Annotated in this window: 18 protein-coding genes; 12 read left to right on the top strand and 6 right to left on the bottom strand. The window is 65.9% G+C overall.

The window, feature by feature from the left end:
• Window positions 1-5 precede the first annotated feature (5 nt).
• Entirely contained in the window at window positions 6-1,262 is a 1,257-nt protein-coding gene (locus QYM46_RS15005) for a phospholipase D-like domain-containing protein (RefSeq protein ID WP_432789601.1), read from the bottom strand.
• A gap of 60 nt (window positions 1,263-1,322) precedes the next feature.
• Window positions 1,323-1,466, bottom strand: a complete 144-nt coding sequence (locus QYM46_RS15010; RefSeq protein ID WP_169253065.1) for a GPGG-motif small membrane protein — start codon at window positions 1,464-1,466, stop codon at window positions 1,323-1,325.
• 235 nt (window positions 1,467-1,701) lie between these two features.
• On the opposite strand from QYM46_RS15010, the gene QYM46_RS15015 reads away from it, so the two are divergent.
• Window positions 1,702-2,805, top strand: a complete 1,104-nt coding sequence (locus tag QYM46_RS15015) for an FUSC family protein (protein WP_432789602.1) — start codon at window positions 1,702-1,704, stop codon at window positions 2,803-2,805.
• Here the strand turns inward: QYM46_RS15015 and QYM46_RS15020 are convergent.
• Entirely contained in the window at window positions 2,756-3,316 is a 561-nt protein-coding gene (locus QYM46_RS15020) for a DUF2231 domain-containing protein (protein ID WP_432789603.1), read from the bottom strand. The genes QYM46_RS15015 and QYM46_RS15020 overlap by 50 nt on opposite strands.
• Complete coding sequence (locus tag QYM46_RS15025; RefSeq protein ID WP_432789604.1) at window positions 3,313-4,725, bottom strand: glucose-6-phosphate dehydrogenase; 1,413 nt, start codon at window positions 4,723-4,725, stop codon at window positions 3,313-3,315. The genes QYM46_RS15020 and QYM46_RS15025 overlap by 4 nt, the downstream gene beginning before the upstream one ends.
• A gap of 77 nt (window positions 4,726-4,802) precedes the next feature.
• Between QYM46_RS15025 and QYM46_RS15030 the strand changes: the two genes are divergently transcribed.
• The gene (locus QYM46_RS15030; protein WP_432789605.1) at window positions 4,803-6,734 is read left to right on the top strand and encodes a glycoside hydrolase family 15 protein; all 1,932 of its coding nucleotides are present in this window, start codon (window positions 4,803-4,805) and stop codon (window positions 6,732-6,734) included.
• Window positions 6,735-6,765: 31 nt separating this feature from the next.
• Here QYM46_RS15030 and QYM46_RS15035 read toward each other — a convergent pair whose 3' ends face one another.
• Window positions 6,766-7,863 carry a hypothetical protein gene (locus QYM46_RS15035; RefSeq protein ID WP_432789606.1) on the bottom strand — a complete coding sequence of 366 codons (1,098 nt, stop codon included), beginning with the start codon at window positions 7,861-7,863 and terminating at the stop codon, window positions 6,766-6,768.
• Window positions 7,864-7,966: 103 nt separating this feature from the next.
• Between QYM46_RS15035 and QYM46_RS15040 the strand changes: the two genes are divergently transcribed.
• From QYM46_RS15040 to QYM46_RS15060, 5 genes are all read left to right on the top strand, one after another.
• Window positions 7,967-8,857, top strand: coding sequence for a Ku protein (locus QYM46_RS15040; RefSeq protein WP_432789607.1), 891 nt, complete (start codon window positions 7,967-7,969; stop codon window positions 8,855-8,857).
• A gap of 22 nt (window positions 8,858-8,879) precedes the next feature.
• Window positions 8,880-10,649, top strand: a complete 1,770-nt coding sequence (locus QYM46_RS15045) for a ChaB family protein (protein WP_432789608.1) — start codon at window positions 8,880-8,882, stop codon at window positions 10,647-10,649.
• Window positions 10,650-10,773: 124 nt separating this feature from the next.
• On the top strand, window positions 10,774-11,298 hold the full coding sequence (locus tag QYM46_RS15050) for a Dps family protein (protein ID WP_432789609.1): 525 nt from the start codon (window positions 10,774-10,776) through the stop codon (window positions 11,296-11,298).
• Window positions 11,299-11,353: 55 nt separating this feature from the next.
• The gene (locus QYM46_RS15055; RefSeq protein WP_432789610.1) at window positions 11,354-11,599 is read left to right on the top strand and encodes a hypothetical protein; all 246 of its coding nucleotides are present in this window, start codon (window positions 11,354-11,356) and stop codon (window positions 11,597-11,599) included.
• A complete protein-coding gene (locus QYM46_RS15060) occupies window positions 11,596-12,489 on the top strand; it encodes an SDR family oxidoreductase (RefSeq protein WP_432789611.1) in 894 nt (297 codons plus the stop codon). The genes QYM46_RS15055 and QYM46_RS15060 overlap by 4 nt, the downstream gene beginning before the upstream one ends.
• A 65-nt stretch (window positions 12,490-12,554) precedes the next feature.
• Here the strand turns inward: QYM46_RS15060 and QYM46_RS15065 are convergent, their stop codons facing one another.
• Window positions 12,555-13,130: a MarR family winged helix-turn-helix transcriptional regulator gene (locus QYM46_RS15065; RefSeq protein WP_432789612.1), complete on the bottom strand. Its 576-nt coding sequence runs from the start codon at window positions 13,128-13,130 to the stop codon at window positions 12,555-12,557.
• A 53-nt stretch (window positions 13,131-13,183) separates the two neighbouring features.
• Here QYM46_RS15065 and QYM46_RS15070 point away from each other — a divergent pair, with 53 nt between their 5' ends.
• The 5 genes from QYM46_RS15070 to QYM46_RS15090 are packed head-to-tail and all read left to right on the top strand — an operon-like array spanning window position 13,184 to window position 17,901.
• A complete protein-coding gene (locus QYM46_RS15070) occupies window positions 13,184-14,224 on the top strand; it encodes a polyprenyl synthetase family protein (protein WP_432789613.1) in 1,041 nt (346 codons plus the stop codon).
• Window positions 14,221-15,471: a cytochrome P450 gene (locus QYM46_RS15075; RefSeq protein ID WP_432789614.1), complete on the top strand. Its 1,251-nt coding sequence runs from the start codon at window positions 14,221-14,223 to the stop codon at window positions 15,469-15,471. The genes QYM46_RS15070 and QYM46_RS15075 overlap by 4 nt, the downstream gene beginning before the upstream one ends.
• Window positions 15,468-15,899, top strand: a complete 432-nt coding sequence (locus tag QYM46_RS15080; protein WP_432789615.1) for a lycopene cyclase domain-containing protein — start codon at window positions 15,468-15,470, stop codon at window positions 15,897-15,899. The genes QYM46_RS15075 and QYM46_RS15080 overlap by 4 nt, the downstream gene beginning before the upstream one ends.
• Window positions 15,896-16,234 carry a lycopene cyclase domain-containing protein gene (locus tag QYM46_RS15085; RefSeq protein WP_432789616.1) on the top strand — a complete coding sequence of 113 codons (339 nt, stop codon included), beginning with the start codon at window positions 15,896-15,898 and terminating at the stop codon, window positions 16,232-16,234. The genes QYM46_RS15080 and QYM46_RS15085 overlap by 4 nt, the downstream gene beginning before the upstream one ends.
• Window positions 16,231-17,901: an FAD-dependent oxidoreductase gene (locus QYM46_RS15090; RefSeq protein WP_432789617.1), complete on the top strand. Its 1,671-nt coding sequence runs from the start codon at window positions 16,231-16,233 to the stop codon at window positions 17,899-17,901. Before QYM46_RS15085 ends, QYM46_RS15090 begins: the two co-directional genes overlap by 4 nt.
• Window positions 17,902-17,910 lie beyond the last annotated feature (9 nt).

Genomic DNA, 17,910 nt, shown 5'->3' on the forward strand with positions numbered 1-17,910 from the left:
TGTCGTCACAGCCAGGGTCGCATCGGCACAAGAGCGCGTTCGGCGAGTTTGGTCAGCCGGTGGCGGTTGAGCCAGTCCGAACCGAGTTCGACACAGTGCGTGGAGTCGCTGTCGAACACCTTCTCCATCTCGGCGGCGAATGCACGGTCGATGACTTCGACATTCGTCTCGTAGTTGAAGGTCAACGACAGCCGGTCGATGTTCGCCGTGCCCACCGTCGACCATTCGCCGTCGACGGTCGCGACCTTCGAATGGATCATGCTCGCGGTATAGAGCAGAACCGTGACCTTCGAATTGATCATCTGCTCGAAGAATCCGCGGGAGAGCCAATCACCGAGGATGTGGTTCGACTCCTGCGGAACCATGACCCGCACGTCCACGCCACGCTCCGCCGCCTCGACGAGAGAGTGCAGCAGCTGCTGGTCGGGAATGAAATAGGGTGTCGTCAGCCAGATCCGCTTCCGCGCACGGGCGAAGGCGTTGAGATACATGCTGCGAATGGGATAGACGAGGTGGATCGGGAGATTCGCCGAGACCCGCAGCTTCGATTCCCAGGCGGCGGGCGGAACCCAGGCGATCTGTTCGCCGGTGTCGTGGAATTCGTTCCAGACTTCCGCGATGGCCTGTCGCAGGCCCCAGGTTCCGGGACCGACCGATCGCAGGTGGGTGTCGCGCCAGTGCCGGGCGTAGAGAGAGCCGATGTTGAACCCACCGACGAAGGCCACATCGTCATCGATGACGAGGATCTTCGAATGGTTGAATCCAGAGTGGCGCAACGGGCCCCGCCAGAACCTCCGCGCGACCGTCGGCAGGCGCAGCACACGGATCTGCTCGGAGAGCTGACGGTAGAAGGAGATGGGCACCGACAGGTTGGCGAAGCCGTCGTAGATGAGATGGATCTCCACACCGCGGGCCGCGGCGGCGTTGAACGCGTCGATGAATCGCTGCCCCACCTCGTCGTTCTTCCAGATGAACGTCTCCATGAGGATCGACTCGCGTGCGGAGCCGATCGCATCGAGCATGTCCTCGTAGAGAGTGGCACCATCGGTGTAGATGTCGAGTTCTGACTCTTCGACCGTCGAACTGAACGTGCCCGGTCGCGGCGCGGGTCGCGACTTCCGCCCTCGTTTCTGGATAAGGTCGACAGCCATCGAGGCGGCGACGGTCGCCGGCACTGCACTGGCGAGGCCGGCGACCGCCCAGGGCACGATTCGCCGCAGACGGCCGACCTGGCGGAGAGCAGGATTTCTCAGCGGAGACATTCGCTCACTCTATCCCTCCCGACCCGCCCGCTTCCCTCAGCTAACATCCGTCAGACTCCGTCAGGTGAAGATGCTCACGCCCCCGGGTCCGACGAGGCAGCCGAGGACGATGAGCACAACGCCCCAGAGAATCTGCTTCCTGAAGAGGGCAGCGATACCGGAGACCACGAGCAGCGCTGCGATGATCCAGAGAATGACAGCCATGATTGCTCCTTCATTCGGTGGTTGCGAGGACGGCGAACAGACGACCGGTTCGCTGTCGAATCGCCAATCTAACACCGCTTCGCTGACCCGGCAGGACGGCGGCGGTGCCTCATCAGATGGAACCGGGAACGACAGTCCCGGACAGCGAATTCGATGGAAGAGCGTGCGGGACACCCCCGTACACTGTTGCCGTAGCTGAACTGTTCTGACCGGACTTCGAGGCAAGGAGCCAGCCATGCCCCATAACCGCTCACTGGAGGGATACCTCCGGCGGCCGGAATTCGCCACCGACCTCCTGCAGATCGCCAAGGGCGTGATCGCCGCGACCGGAGCTTGGTGGGTCTCCGACGCCGTGCTTGACAGTCAGATGCCGTTCCTTGCTCCGTGGACGGCGCTGCTGACGGTCCACGCCACCGTCTACAGATCGTTCTCGCGAGGGGTGCAGACGACGATTGCGTCGACGATCGGCGTGGGCGTGTCCTTCCTCATCGGCAATTACCTCGGGGTCGGTCTCTGGACCTTCGCTCTGGCGATGTTCGTCGGTCTGGCCGGTGCCCGCCTGTCCTGGATCCGTGACGAAGGAGTGGCGATCGCGACGACGGCGATCTTCATCCTCGGCTCCGGATTCGATTCTCAGCAGCCTCTGCTCGTCGACCGTCTCGTCGAACTCGCCCTCGGAGTGGCCGTCGGCCTTGTGGTCAATCTCCTCATGGTCCCGCCTCTGCGTGATCGGCAGGCGGCTCGCTACATCGACAGCGTCAACCGGCAGATGGGCGAAGTGCTCACAGACATGTCGGATCAGTTCTCCCGCTCCTGGGGCTCGGATGCCGCCCAGGAGTGGTTCGAGCGGACGGAGGCCATGAGCCGAGAACTCGACTCGGCGTGGCAGACCGTGCGGTTCGCCCGTGAGAGCCGCCGCATCAATCCCCGCACAGCGATCCGTGCCAGGAGACTGCGACGCCGGGGAGACACGGCCGACTCCGCGGAGAAGGAAAGCTACGAGAGCATCCTGTTCAGAGCCGACGAAGGCATCTCCCACCTGCGGAACCTCGCCCGCACTCTTCGTGAGGCCTCCTCATCCGAAAGAGAATGGAACACCTGGTTCCGCGACGAGTGGGCGTCGATCGTCGCCGATGCCGGACGGTCCATCGCCGATCCCAATGCCGACGTCGAACCGATCTTCGACCGTCTCCAGCAGCTGTCGACCGACATCTCCCAGGATCGGTCGCTTCCGGAGACCACGTGGCCGATCTACGGCTCACTCATCACCAGCCTGCGCCATATCGTCGTCATCGTCGACGACGTCGCCTCGGCACGCAGCGCCCGAGAGTCCGATTGACCCCGACTCCCTGGGCGTAGGTCAGGTGCCCACCGAGGTAGCCGCCGACTCCCACTGCTGAGAGTCCGGCGAGGGACAGGAGGATCCCCGTCTTCCGACGCCCTTTCGCTCGGACCAGCCAGGAGGCCGTCTGCAGAGAGGCGCCGACCGAATTGGCCACTGCGTGGACGATGCCCACTCGTTGAGCCGGGCCGTGGGTCTCGCTCCAGTCGGAGGCACCCGACCAGGCGGTCGGCACGGCCGAGAGCACACCGATTCCGACGAGTCTCTTCGCGGCCGCTGCGCTCTCCTCCCCACCGGTGAGATCGAGCAGTGTGGCCATCGACCACGCTCCGATGGGGACGTCCGTGAGCATCGGGTGCAGCGGATGACCGAGCCACGAGCCTGACAGCGCATCCTTGACCGGACCGAACTCCGTCAGCTTGCGCACAGCCTTCGCCAGTGGTGCGGAGAGCGGGTCGAGAGCGCGCCCCGATTCGATCTTATCCATGGTCGTGTTGAGGAACTTCATCTCTGCCGCCTTTCGCTTGTGCTCGCAGTGTTGTGGCCCGTCGGCTCCTTCGCGGCTGTCGGCCCGGCGCCTCCGGCGCGGTAGTCCCGCAGGGGCACGGCTCCGGAGTCGAAGGCGTCGAGGATGTCCTCGACGATGCGCCAGCCCTCCTCGGCGGCATCACCGCGGACGCTGAACGTCGGATCGCCGTCGAGGATCCCCCGCAGCACTCCCCCGTAGGATTCGAGTCCCGGTTCCTCAACCTCGGCACGGGCCGTTGCCGTGGCAAGACCCCGCTGGTCAGAGGGGCCGCCGAGGTTGATGTCCAGCCCGAAGCATTCGTCGTCGAGGCTGATCCGCAGAATGTTCGGAGCCAGGTCAGAAGGCTCGCCGAAGCGTGAGTAGGTGTGCGGTGGTCGGCGGAAGACGACAGCGATCTCCTGGCGCGGACTGCCGATCGCCTTTCCCGAGCGCAGCGTCACGGGAACGCCGCTCCATCGCCAGGTGCCGACCTCGAGTGTCACCTGGCCGAATGTCTCGGTCTCATTCGCGGGGTCGACTCCTTCCTCGGCCGTGTAGGCCGGAAGGCTGCGCCCGTCGAGTTCGCCGGCCGTATAGCGGCCGCGGACGACCGCTGTCGCCGGATCGTCGTCCCAGATCTTCGTCGACCGCAGCACGTGGGCGGTCAGCGCCGGCAGTTCGACGTGGTCGAAGACCGAGGGCGGATCCATCATCACCAGCGCCATGACCTGAAGCAGATGGGATTGGATCATGTCCCTGAACGCGCCGGTCCCGTCGTAGTAGGCGGCTCGTCCCTCCAGTCCGAGGCTCTCGTCGAAGACGATCTCGATGGACTCGACGTTCTCGCGGTTGAGCAGCGGTTCGACGACCTGGTTGGCAAAGCGCAGTCCCATGAAGTCGAGGACAGCGGGCAGATTGAGGAAATGGTCGACCCGAAAGGTCTGTTCTTCGGGAACGAGCCGCGCAACCGCGGCATTGATCTCCTCGGCCGAGTCGAGATCGAAGCCGATCGGCTTCTCGAGAGCCAGCAGCAGATCCTCGGGAAGGTCGAGACCGGACATCGCGTCGAGCGCCTCCATGGTGATCCGGGGAGGCAGGGCGAAGTACAGACACGCCGGGGTGTCGATCTTCGAGAGAAGATCTCCGAGGCTCTCACCGTCTGTGACATCGCACTGAGTGAATGAAGAGTTCTCACGGGCGTAGGAGACGGCAGGGCCGAGCGCGTCGACCGAATCGAAGGCATCGGTCACGACCTGCTGAAAGTCGACATCCGGTGTCTGCGACGAGCCGATGACGGAGATGCGCCTCTCGGGCGCAGCCGTCAGCAGCGAGCCGAGGCCGGGCAGCAGGAGCCGGGAGGCGAGATCGCCCGAGGCCCCCAGGATCACGAGGTTCTTCATGGCATCCATGTCGGGGACCCTACGCCCGATCCCGGGTTTGCGGGACCCCCCTTAAAATCCGCTCCAGGATCTGTTTCACTGACCCCATGGGCACCGATCGCCGCGACTCCAACCGCACACCGCTCGAGGACTACGCGCTGCTCTCGGACAAGCGCACGGGCGCGCTCCTGTCCCGGCAGGGCAGCATCGACTGGCTCTGCTGTCCCCGGTTCGACTCCCCGTCGGTCTTCTCCGCCCTGCTCGGCGACGCCGACGACGGTCGCTGGCTGCTGTCGGTGCCGGACGGGACTGTCGTCGAGCGCCGATACCTCGATCGCACCTTCATCGTCGAGACCATCTGGCAGACCGCTGCCGGCAGAGTCCGCGTCACCGACTTCCTCTCCGCGGAGGCGGACACGCAGGTGAAGGAGATTGATCAGCGGACTCGCGTCATCCGACGGGCCGAATGCGTCGAGGGCTCGGCAGCCGTCGAACACGACCTGCGCATCGTCTTCGACTACGGGCGAGCCACACCGTGGACGCGGAAGGTGGTCAGCGGAACCTCCGGAGAGCCCGGCCTGCTGTCGATCGCCGGGCCCGACGCGCTCTTCCTCACCGGACCGGCGCTGGACCCGGACAGTGCCGACCAACGACGTCGAGACAGGGAATATGAGGGCGGAGGGTCGACCGACGGGCAGGACCGACCCGATGACCCACAGGGTGCGACCGCCTCGGCGCTGGTCGGACACTTCGACATGTCCGAAGGCGACGTGTTGGAATGGATGCTCACCTGGCACCGGTCCCACCTCGACGCGCCGGACCCGATCGACGTCTCGCGGGCCCTCGAGGCAACGGCCGCCGACTGGGAGGAATGGGCCTCCCATATCAGCGTCCGCAACCGGCAGGAGGAGCTCGTCCTCAGGTCCCTGCTGGTCCTCAGAGCACTGACGAACGAGGCCACCGGCGGCATCGTCGCAGCGCCCACGACATCGCTGCCCGAGGACTTCGGTGGTCAGCGCAACTGGGACTACCGTTTCACCTGGCTGCGGGACGCGTCACTGACGATCGGAACCCTTGTCGACCATGATTTCACCGACGGTGCTCTGCACTGGCGCAACTGGCTGCTGCGCGCGGTGGCCGGGGACCCCGACGACGTGCAGATCATGTACGGAATCGCCGGTGAGCGCAAGCTCGATGAGGACGAGCTGCACCACCTCGGCGGCTACGAGAACTCCCGCCCCGTCCGAGTGGGGAACGGGGCGTACGCCCAATACCAATCGGATGTCATCGGCGAAGTGATGCTGGCGCTGTCCGCTCTGCGCGATGCGGGGGTGGAGGAGGACGAGTTCTCCTGGGCGCTGCAGAAGAACCTGCTCAGCTTCGTCGAACGCAATCTCGACCGAAAGGGCCACGGCATCTGGGAGATGCGCGGTTCGGCGCAGTACTTCACCCATGGCCGCGCGATGATGTACGCCGCGTTCGACCAGGGAGTCCGTGCCGTCGAAGACCACGGGATGTCGGGCCCGGTGGGCCGATGGAGATCACTGCGCGATCGTCTGTATGAGGAGATCATGGAACACGGCTTCGACGAGAAGCTCGACTCATTCACCCAGACCTACGGCAACGAGGAGGTCGACGCCTCCCTGCTCCAGCTGCCGACCACCGGACTGGTCGCCGCCGACGATCCGCAGATGCTCGGCACCGTGAAGAAGATCGAGGAGGACCTCCTCGACGAGCACAACATGGTTCGTCGCTACCGCACGGAAGCCGGACTCGACGGTCTGCCCGGCAACGAGTACTCGTTTCTCATGTGCTCCTTCTGGCTCGTCGAACAGTACGCGAAGAGCGGACGCCACGAGGACGGCGGCAAGCTCATGGATTCGCTGTGCGGCTACGCCTCGGACCTCGGGCTCTTCGCCGAGGAATACGACTCCGCCTCCGGCCGTCTGGCAGGGAACTATCCGCAGGCGTTCAGCCATCTCGGCCTCGTCCGCGCCGTCGACGCCCTCGAAGGCAGTCCTCGCTACGCGCGGGCCTGAGTAAGTACGCGCGGGCCTGAGCCCGAAGAACTCAGGCCTCTGCCTCGTTGTCGGTGTCGCGTCGTTCGCGGCGTTCGTTTTCGCGCTTGCTGTACGTGGCTCGCCGAATCTCATCGTCGCTGTCGAAGTTGGACCCGAGTGCTCCGGCCAATGTGCCCAGACAAGCCGCCAACCACGCAAGCCTCGGGTAGTTGAAGAAGCTCACGGGATGCATGAGTTCGGAACCGAGCTGACCATCGTCGACGACGACGAGTCCCAGTGCGAACAGGAAGGCGAATAGGACCAGGAACATCAGGGCCACGCTGGTGCCCACCATGATGACCGTGGTGGTGTTGTCCAGCCCGCCCTGCCATGCGTACACCGCATCGCGCCGCTTGGTCCAGAGGCGATTGCGGAAGATCAGCCAGAAGGTCAGCGCCGCGATGACGAGCAGACCGATCAGGAGCAGACGCGCCGGATGCAGGGAATCGGCCAATGTCCACATCGAACTGTAGAAGACACCGAATGTACCCACGGCCGCTGCGGCGGCGATGGAGGTGGTCAGTGCGGGCAGCATCCGCCCGGGCCGGTTGCTGCGCACCATTCCCGTCAGCAGCCGCAGCCGGTTGAGCCATCCGGGCATCACGATGTACTCAGTGTCATCCCGTCCCAGACCGGAGTCCCCACGGTCCCCGCGCGCGCTTCTGAGTTTCGCGATCGATCGCACCGAGTCCTCCAACGAGTTCTGCCCCGTCTCCTCCTGCGTCGAGGAGATGAGCGCAACCACCAGATTCCGTGTCTGTGCCAGAAGAGGATGAGCACCCAACGCCGGAACCGAGACCAGCAGGGCCCGGTTGGCGGTGCTGACTTCGCACAGCATCGGCTCGGTGTCATGGTGGCGGGGCAGTTCGGTCAGGTACACGATGTAGTCCCACGCATATTGACTTCTCAGGTCTTCGGCTCTGTTCATGAAGGGAATATCGCCGTCAGGGGTGAGTGAGAACGATTCCCTGCTGACTTCGACGTGCCACTCGACGTCCTCGATACGGTCGGCCAGTTCTCGTTTCAGAGACCCTGCGACCGACTCAGCGATCTTCTGCGGCACCCCGGGATCGGCCATCAGTCCGACAACCTTCGCTTCTGAACCCATGCTTTCATCCTGAATCGCAGGGCTCCTACCGTCTACCCCCTGCAGGGCGCGGGGCGGGCCGAGGGGGCTAGCCAGTGCTCGAAACCTGCGTTTCAATGGTGGCATGAGAGCTATCTGGACCGGATCCATCGCCTTCGGCCTCGTGAATGTGCCCGTGAAGCTGTACTCGGCCACGGAGAACCACGACGTGCGAATGCACCAGGTCCACAAGAAGGACGGTGGGCGAATCCGCAACCAGCATCGCTGTGAGGAATGCGGAAAGACCGTCGAGTACGACGACATCGATAAGGCTTTCGACGATGGCGAGCACCGCGTGGTCCTCACAAGTGAGGACTTCGAGGCTCTTCCGGCAGAGGACAACGACGATATCGACGTCCTGCAATTCGTTCCCAGCGACGAGATCGACCCCATCATGCTCGAGAAGGCCTACTTCCTCGAGCCGACGTCGAAGACGCCGAAGGCCTACCTCCTGCTGCGTCAGACTCTCGAGGACACCGAGCGGACCGCGATCGTCAAGCTCACTCTGCGCACCCGGACGCGTCTGGCCGTGCTCCGGGTGTGCGGCAAGGTCCTCATGATCCAGACGCTGCGCTGGGCTGATGAGATCCGCGACGTCGACTTCAAGGGCGTGAACTCGAAGGCGAAGATCTCGGACAAGGAACTCGAGATGTCGGAGAAGCTCGTCGAGTCCTACTCCGAGGACTTCACCCCAGAGGAGTTCAGCGACGACTACCAGGTCGAGCTGCGCAGACTCATCGACGCGAAGATCGAATCGGGCGAGAGCCTCGACATCGAGAAGACCTTCGACGAGGAAGACTCCGAGGAGGACACCGGAGGCGATGTCATCGACCTCATGGAGGCGCTGCGGAAGTCCGTGGACAGTTCTCGGTCGTCGAAGAAGGGAACGTCCGGCAAGAAGTCGAATGCGAAGAAGACCTCGTCGAAGAAGTCGGGGACGAAGAAGTCGTCCGCCGCGAAGAAACGCACCGGGTGAAAAGCCGCGGAGGGGAATCGGCATGACGAGACAGCCCATCGACAGCACGGCCGCTTTTCTCAGAGACGGCTATGCCTTCGCGTCCCGCCGCTGCGAGACCGAAGGCACCGACCTCTTCACCACACGTCTGTTCCTCAAACCGACCACCTTCATCCTCGGTGAGGAGGCGGCGGAGATCTTCTACGACGGCGAGCACCTCATCCGTGCGGGAGCGATGCCCACGAGCGTCCAGCATCTGCTCCAGGACGAAGGCTCCGTCCAAGCCCTCGACCCACCGGCTCATCGCCGGAGGAAGGCGGCCTTCCTCTCGCTCATGGACAGCGGATCGATCGACCGCCTCGGCGAGATCTTCGAGGAGGAATGGGCGCTGGCCCGCGATGCTCGGCCCGGGCCGCGACGAATCGTCCTGCACGACTTCGCCCGCGCAGTGCTCACGCGCACGGCCTGCCGGTGGGCGGGCATCGACATCGAGGACACCGATGTGCCTCGGCTGACCCGCGAGCTGGGCCTCATGGTCGACCGGGCGGGCACGAAGGGACCGAACAACTGGATGGCCCGGCGGCGCAGGCGCGGCACGGAGAACTGGGCGACCCGGCAGATCGAGAAAGTGCGCCGAGGAGACTCATCGCCGTCTGCCGACACCGCCCTGGCCGTCTTCGCCCACCACACGGATGCCGATGGGCAGCTTCTGTCGTCGGAGGTCGCGGCCGTCGAGCTCATCAACATCCTCCGTCCCACGGTCGCCGTGGCCCGGTTCATCGTCTTCGCCGCCGTCGCACTCACCGAACACCCGCGGTGGCGCGAGGCCTTCGCCGCCGACGAAGAGTCCGACCTCGAACCATTCGTCCAAGAGGTGCGGCGCTTCTATCCCTTCTTCCCTGTGGTCCCCGGACGAGTCCGCACACCTTTCGAATGGCACGGCCACCGGTTCGACGTCGACGACCGCGTCATCCTCGACCTCTACGGCACCTGCCACGACAGGCGTCTGTGGGCAGACCCCGGAGCATTCGAACCCGCACGCTTCCGCGGATTCAGCTGGGCCGAAGACCCCAACACGCTCATCGCCCAAGGAGCAGGCCGACACGACAGCGACCACCGCTGTCCGGGCGAATGGAGCACCGTCGAACTCCTCAAGCGAGCGACCCGGCTCTTGGCACGCGACGCAGCCGAGACGCCCACCCAGGACCTGTCCATCCCGCTCAACCGCTTTCCGACGCTGCCTCGCAGCGGTTTCGTCTTCCACACCGGAACCCATCGGAGCGGAGAGCTGAGAAGGAGGAGACCCGATGCATCCGACCCGAGCCGCGCCGGCCTGAGCGCACCGCCCGCCCAACTGACCGAAACCTCGAACCGACCACGAAGGAGCTGTTCCACCATGCCGAAGACGACGAAGACAGGAAAGCCGAAGGAGACCGAGCTGCCCTCGACGCTGGAGAAGTCGAGCAAGAAGGCGCAGCGGACCTTCGCCAAGGCCTACGACTCGGCCATCGACCAATACGGAGACGAGAAGCGCGCTCACCAAGTCGCCTACGACGCGCTCAAACACAGCTATGAGAAGGTCGGCGACAAATGGGAGGAGAAGGACTCCTCCGGACCGTCGGATGCGCAGAGCGCCGGCGGCAAGAACACCGACCGCACGACCGCCGGCGGAGTCGACGCTAAAGCCTCGAAGGAGCACCTCTACGAGCAGGCGAAGCGACTGAAGATCTCGGGACGATCGTCGATGACGAAGCAGGAGCTCGTCGACGCACTCGAGAAGGAGAGCAAGCGGAAGACCAAGCAGAATTCCTGATGGTCGGCTGACGCGGCGAAAACGAAGCGGCACGCAGAGATCTACCGGCAGCCGAAAGCCGGGACTACCGTGAGGACCTCCGGCTCACTGTCCCGACAGACGCACAATCAGAGATCGGAGCACCATGACAGACACAGTCCCCGTTCCCGAACCGCACGGATCCGAGAGCACCCGGAGGGAGAACGCCGAGAAGGGATTCGTCGCGCCCGAGTCGCTGACGAAGAACCTGCAGAACGTCCTCGTCGACTTCATTGCTCTCAGCCTGGTCGCCAAACAGGCGCACTGGAACATCGTGGGCACGAACTTCCGAGATCTCCATCTCAACCTCGACGAGCTGACGACGGTCGCCCGCAGCGGCAGCGACGCCCTCGCCGAACGGATGAGGGCGCTGCACGGTTCGCCCGACGGCAGGCCCGCGGTCATCGCCGCGCAGACCGATCTGGCGACGTTCCCGGCCGGAGAGATCACCACCCACGATGCGATCGACCACGTCGTCAGGGCGATCGAGACCACCGTCGGCAGCATGCGCAGCTGCCACGACGAGGTCGACTCCGCCGACCCGACGACCGCCGATATGTTCCACGAATACATCGCCCAGCTCGAACAGCAGGCCTGGTTCATCAGTGCTGAGACCCGCACACCGAACTGAGCCGGCCGCTCACTCACAATCGAGCCACCCACCCCCATCCGAAGAGGAGAAGACGATGACCGTCTGCGACACCTGCGGAAACGACTATCAACAGACATTCACTCTGTCGTTCGACACCGAATCCTGGAACTTCGACAGCTTCGAATGCGCGATCCACAAGGCCGCGCCGACGTGCGAGCACTGCGGATGCCGAATCCTCGGCCACGGAGTCCATGACGGCGAATCCGTGTTCTGCTGCTCGCACTGCGCGCGCGAGGCAGGAATCACGGAGGCCACCGACGACAAAGGAGGAAGCCGATGAGCGACCAGCTGACCTTCCAGGACCCCGTCCGACGATTCCCCGAGATCTCACCGCCGAAGCAGGATCAGCCCGAACCGGGTCTCGACGCCGAGCTCATTCCCGGCACGGACCGCGGTGAGGACAGCTACACCGGCACCGGCAGGCTCCGCGGCCGCAGGGCACTGATCACCGGCTCGGACTCCGGTATCGGGTCCGCCGTCGCGATCGCCTTCGCCCGTGAGGGAGCCGATGTCGCTCTGTCCTATCTGCCCGCCGAAGAGGAAGACGCTCAGCACGTGTGCGAGGTCATCCGCCAGGCCGGTCGCAAGGCCGTGCCGCTGCCGGGAGACCTGTCCGACCCCGACTACTGCCGCGATGTGGTCCGCCGGGCGGCCGCGGAGCTGGGCGGACTCGATGCGGTGGTCAACAATGCCGGCCGACAGATCGCCGTCGAAGACATCGCCGATCTCACGGACGAACAGTGGGAGGACACGTTCCGGACGAACATCCACGCGATGTTCCGGGTCTCCCAGGCCGCGCTCGAACATCTCGAGCCCGGGTCGACGATCGTCAACAGCACCTCCGTGCAGGCGTATTCGCCGTCCGCCCACCTCATCGACTATGCGTCGACGAAAGCAGCGATCAACAACTTCACGAAGGGGCTGGCCACTCAGCTGGCTCCGAAGGGCATCCGGGTGAATTCCGTGGCACCGGGGCCGATCTGGACCCCGCTGCAGGTCTCGGACGGACAGCCGAAGGACGCCCTGCCGCACTTCGGCAAGAACACTCCGCTGGGCCGGGCCGGACAGCCGACCGAGCTGGCTCCTGCCTACGTCTTCCTCACCTCATCGGAGTCGAGCTATGTCATCGGTGAGACCCTCAACGTCAACGGCGGCCAGCCCACCCCCTGACCGTCGGCTCCGGGTGCGGTCGGCGAAGCGAGGGACCGAAAGCGAGAGGAGCGCCGTGTCAAGTGCTATGCCCTGTCCTGTCCCGGCCGGTCCCTATCGTTGTCGGCCAGTACGCCCTGCGGATGGTCGGCTTCGGTCATGGCGGAGAGGAACCGCAGCACGGTCTCACGCTCCTGGCTGTCCAGGGCAGCGATCGCCTCGAAGCGCCGCGCGTGCTGGCGGCCGACCGACTCATGCGCAGCCTGGGCTGTCGCCTCAGTCACCTCGATGATGGTGGTGCGCCTGTCGTGGGGATGCGGAATCCGAACCAGGTGCCCACCGGCGACGAGGCGATCGATGAGCTTCGTCGTCGAGGCGCTGGAGATGCCGACGGCCGCAGCGATGTCCTTGGGGGTGACGACGAGCCCCTGCCGCTGCGCGCGGATGAGCAGGCGGATGGTGCGCATGTCGCTGTCGTTGAGCTGCATGTAGCGTCGCGACGCCTCGGCGAGGATGCGTTCGGCCTCATGCCACTGCCGCAGCGCCTCCATGAGTGCATTGCACTCCGCGACCTCGGATGCGGACAGGGCCGAGCGATCGGAGAACTCCGATTCATTCGAGAAGTAGGTCAGCCCAGCTGCCTTCGGGTCTGCGGACGGCACGCTGACAGCATACCGCTGACGTGTTAGATTGAACTCTCGCCTGGCTAAAGAAATTGGAGAGCGTCCTGACCGTCGAATCCCGCCTCGTCGAAGTCCTCGCCGCTGCTCGGCGACGCTCTCGAGTCCGAACTCAGCAGTACGAGCAGCTCTGGGCGGCGCTGTCGAGGATGGCGTTGGGCGGAAAGATGATCAGGCCCCGCCTGCTCATCGATGCCCATGAGGGACTGGGAGGCACGGCAGCGCAGGCCGCGATCGACGCCGCCGGCGCGATGCAGCTGCTGCACATCGGCCTGATCATCCACGATGATGTCATCGACAACGACACCGTGCGTCGAGGAGAGATGAACATCACCGGACAGTTCTCCTCCGAGGCCATGCTTCTCGGAGCCACGAGCGCCGCAGCGCAGACGTGGGGGATCTCCTCGTCCCTGCTCGCCGGTGACCTCATGCTCAACGAGGCCCAGTCCCTCCTGGCGCGCCTCGACCTCGACACCCCGCGCCGGCTCGCCGTGCTCGACATCTACGATGAGACGATCGCCGAGAGCGTCGCCGGAGAGCAGTCCGATGTGTGGCTGAGCCTCCACCTCGACGAGGCCGAATCCGGTGACGTGCTCACGATGATCGGACGCAAGACCGCCGCCTACTCGTTCGAAGCCCCGCTGTCCATCGCCGCGGTCCTCGCCGGCAGCGACGACAGCCTGGTCGAGCGGCTGCGCGCCATCGGCCGCCGCATCGGCATCGTCTACCAGCTCAGAGACGATGTCCTCGGACTCTTCGGCGATGAGCAGGAGACCGGCAAATCCGTGCTCAGCGACCTCCGAGAAGGCAAGGAGACCCTGCTCGTCAACACGGCCCGAGCCGATCCGGCTTGGTCCCAGGTCGCCCATCTCTTCGGCGATCGGGGCCTCGACGCCGAGGGGGGCCTCCGGCTGCGGCAGGTCATCGAGGAGTCCGGGGCGAGGGCGTTCGTCGAATCGATGATCGCCGAGCACTGCGAGATCATCGCCGGGCTCATCGCTGAGGCGGAACTGCCGCAGGCGCTTGCGGGCAGACTCGCCGACCTCACCTCCGCCAGCAGTCTGAGGTGCGCATGAGCGGGGCCGATCGGCACCGTCCGAGCCGACGGGCGATGCCCTTCGACGAGCCGGCCGGTCCCTCGGTCGAGCAGGTGCCCCTCGAACACGGTCCAGACCTCTGGCGCATTCGCTCCTTCGACGCCGCCCGTCAGGTGCTGCGGGCCCGACACCTCACCACTCAGGCCGGATTCACCGCGGAGCGGATTCCCCGCGGCGTCTTCCGCCGCCACCCGATCCTCATCTCCGACGGGCAGTCCCATGACTCGCAGCGCCGAGAGCTCGCCCGCTTCTTCGCCCCCGCCGTTATCGCCGACAGGTACGGGCAGCGCATCGATGCTCTCGCGCAGAACACGGTCGACCGGGTTGCCGCGGCCGGCCGGTGCCGCCTCGACGAGGTGGCTCTGCACTTCTCCGTGGCTGTGACCTCCGAAGTCGTGGGACTGACCGAATCCTCCATCGCGGGCATGTCTCGGCGGCTCGAGGGGTTCTTCACCCAGCCGCCGGTCGACCTCGCCGCCCCCGGTTGGGGGCGGACCCGGAAGCAGTGGCTCCAGGCTGCGGTCAACGGTCTCGTCCCGATCGCCCGGTTCTACCTCGCCGACGTCCGTCCGGCCCTTCGGGCCCGGCGCCGCAGGCAGCGCGATGACGTCCTGTCCCATCTCATCGGGGCCGGACACAGCACGTCGGACATCCTCGTCGAGTGCGTCACCTACGGCACGGCCGGGATGGTCACCACCCGCGAATTCATCACCATGGCGTGCTGGCATCTGCTCTCAGACGGCGAGCTCGCAGCAGAGTACCTCGCGGCCGACCGGCCGCGGCGGCTGGAGATCCTCGAGGAGATCATCCGCCTCGAACCGGTCGTCGGCCACCTCTACCGACGCGCGCGGGCCGACATCGAGGTCACGGCGCCGGATCGCACCGTGACGATCCCCGCCGGGGACCTCATCGACGTCTGCGTCCGCGCGACGAACACCGATGAAGAGGCGATGGGGCCCGACCCTCAGTCTCTGTGCCCCGTGCGGCACACCGCCGGAGCCGTCCCGGCCGTCGGCATGAGCTTCAGCGACGGAGCGCACAAGTGTCCGGGGCAGTCGCTGGCGCTGTTCGAGACCGATGCGCTCGTCCACCGCCTGCTCGACCGCGGCCCGCGCCTGGTCGCCGAACCGGAGATCGGCTGGGACAGCGTCATCTCGGGCTATCGGCTGCGCGGACTCCAATTGGCCTTCGACGAGGGCTCCGGCCCGGAGAGGAGACAGTCGTGAGCGCCTTCGAGTATCTGCTCCTCATGGGTGTCTGCGTCCTCATCACCCTGCCCCTCGAGCTGTTCTTCCGGGCGCGGGTGTACCGCCGGTGGAGAACCGTGCTGTGGGCTCTCGTGCCCGTCATCGTCGTCTTCTGCCTCTGGGACGTCGTCGCCATCGCCCGCGACCATTGGGTCTACAACCCACGATTCGTCACCGGCATCCACCTCGGCAACCTGCCGCTCGAGGAGCTCGTGTTCTTCATCGTCATCCCCCTGTGCGCCCTGCTCAGCTATGAGGCGGTCGGCACTGTGCTCACCGCTGTGCGCAGGCGCGTCAGGCGGGGAAGCCTGCCGCGCACAGACAATTCGCCTCGGCCCGCAAGCCAGTCCCGGCCACACGAGCGCACTGACCGGCGGCCCGAATCCGAAGGAGGCGGCGAACGATGAGTGTGCCCGAGTACACGATCATGACCGTCACCGGGATGATCCTCGTCGTCGGCCTCGAGCTGTTCGTCTTCCGCTCAGGCATCTTCGGCCGGGCGAAGTACTGGGCGGCGCTGAGCATCTGCCTGGTCTTCCAGTGCTTCGTCGACGGCTGGCTGACGAAGCTGTCTGACCCCATCGTCATCTACAACCCGCAGGGGCTCAGCGGCATCCGGTTCCCATGGGACATCCCGATCGAGGACTTCGGCTTCGGCTTCGCCATGATCACTGCCGTCCTCATGCTCTGGCAGTGGCGACTGAACAGGCACGCTGTGGCTTCTGGAGGGGAGAGCACATGAACCGTCGAACCGCGCGATCGCGCCCCCGTGACCGGCACGCGATCCTCACCCCCTCCCACCCGGGCCGTCCGCGTCTGGTCCGGCCCAAGCGGGTGACCGTCGTCGGCGGCGGCATCGCCGGGCTGGCCGCCGCCGCGGTCCTCGCCGAGCACGGGGCCGACGTGCACCTGGTCGAGGCCGAGTCCAGCCTCGGTGGACGGGTCCGGGCCTGGAGTCTCGACGGGGAGCGGACGATGAGCCGCGGATTCCACGCCTTCTTCCGCCAGTACTACAACCTCCGCAGCCTGCTCGCACGCGCCGATCCCGGCCTGGACCGTCTGGTCCCGGTCAAGGACTATCCGCTCGTGGGCCGGGACGGTCTGCGTGACTCCTTCGCCCGGATTCCGCGGACTCCCCCGCTCAGCCTCGCGGGATTCGTGCTCACCAGCCCGTCCTTCCCGCTGCGTGGTCTGGCCGACGTCGACCTGGCGACGGCGTTCGAACTCATCGACGTCGACTTCCCAGACTCCTATCGCCGCTACGACGGAGAGTCGGCCGAACAGTTCCTCGACCGGCTGCGGTTCCCGGTCGGGGCGCGGCATCTCGCACTCGAGGTCTTCGCCCGCTCCTTCTTCGCCCACCCTGCGGACTTCTCCGCCGGGGAGCTCGTCGCGATGTTCCACACGTACTTCACGGGTTCGGCCGAAGGGCTGCTCTTCGACGTCCCCGACGACGACTACGACACCGCACTGTGGTCGCCCCTGAGCAAATACCTCGCCGAGGCGGGGGTGAAGATCGAGACCGACACCGCGGTCACCGCGCTCCGTCCTCCGGATCGCACGGGCGGGTGGCGCGTCGAGACGACGAGCGGGACGCTCGAGAGCGATGCACTCGTGCTCGCCGCCGATCCGCGGAGCACTCGGACGCTGCTGGCCGGACTCGAGGATTCGATCGACACCGACACGCCCGGACACGCGACAGCCGCCGGCTCATCGGCCGCGGGCACGGGTACTCGCAAGCGGTGGCTGAGCAGTGTCACCTCGCAGCGGAACGCGCCCCCGTTCGCGGTGCTCAGACTGTGGCTGGAAGACGAAGTGGATCCGAGCTACCCGGCCTTCCTCGGCACGACCGGCTACGCTCTGCTCGACAACATCTCGGTCCTCGAACGCTTCGAGGCCGGGGCCGAGAGATGGCGGCGCGCACACGGCGGCTCCGTCGTCGAACTCCACGCCTATGCGCTCGGCACCGCGCATCGGGGCAGCGCGCGAGCGATGTTCGAGTCCGAAGACGTCGACCGGGAAGCCGTGACACGCCAACTGCTGGCCGACCTCCACGAGGTCTACCCCGAAACGGCCGACAGTCCCATCATCGCCCAGGAGCTGCTCATCGCCGACGACTGCGCGCTGGCCGACACGCGGGCGTACAACGACCGCCCCGGTGTGGCCACCGCGTTCCCCGGACTCGTGCTCGCCGGTGACGCCGTCGCCTGCGAGGCGCCCGTGGCGCTCATGGAACGGGCGGCGACGACGGGGTTCATGGCCGCGAACGAACTGCTCGCCGGTTGGCGGGTGGAGGGAACCGAGATCTGGTCGCCACCTCGGCGCGGTCTGCTCCGTCGGGGGCTCCTCGGCGCACTGCGCAGGAGTGGGGCAACACGGCCCGAGCGTGGAGCAGGCACCGGGCGCTGACTGCCGGCC

Source organism: Brevibacterium sp. K11IcPPYGO002 (assembly GCF_050920635.1).
Lineage (GTDB): Bacteria > Actinomycetota > Actinomycetes > Actinomycetales > Brevibacteriaceae > Brevibacterium.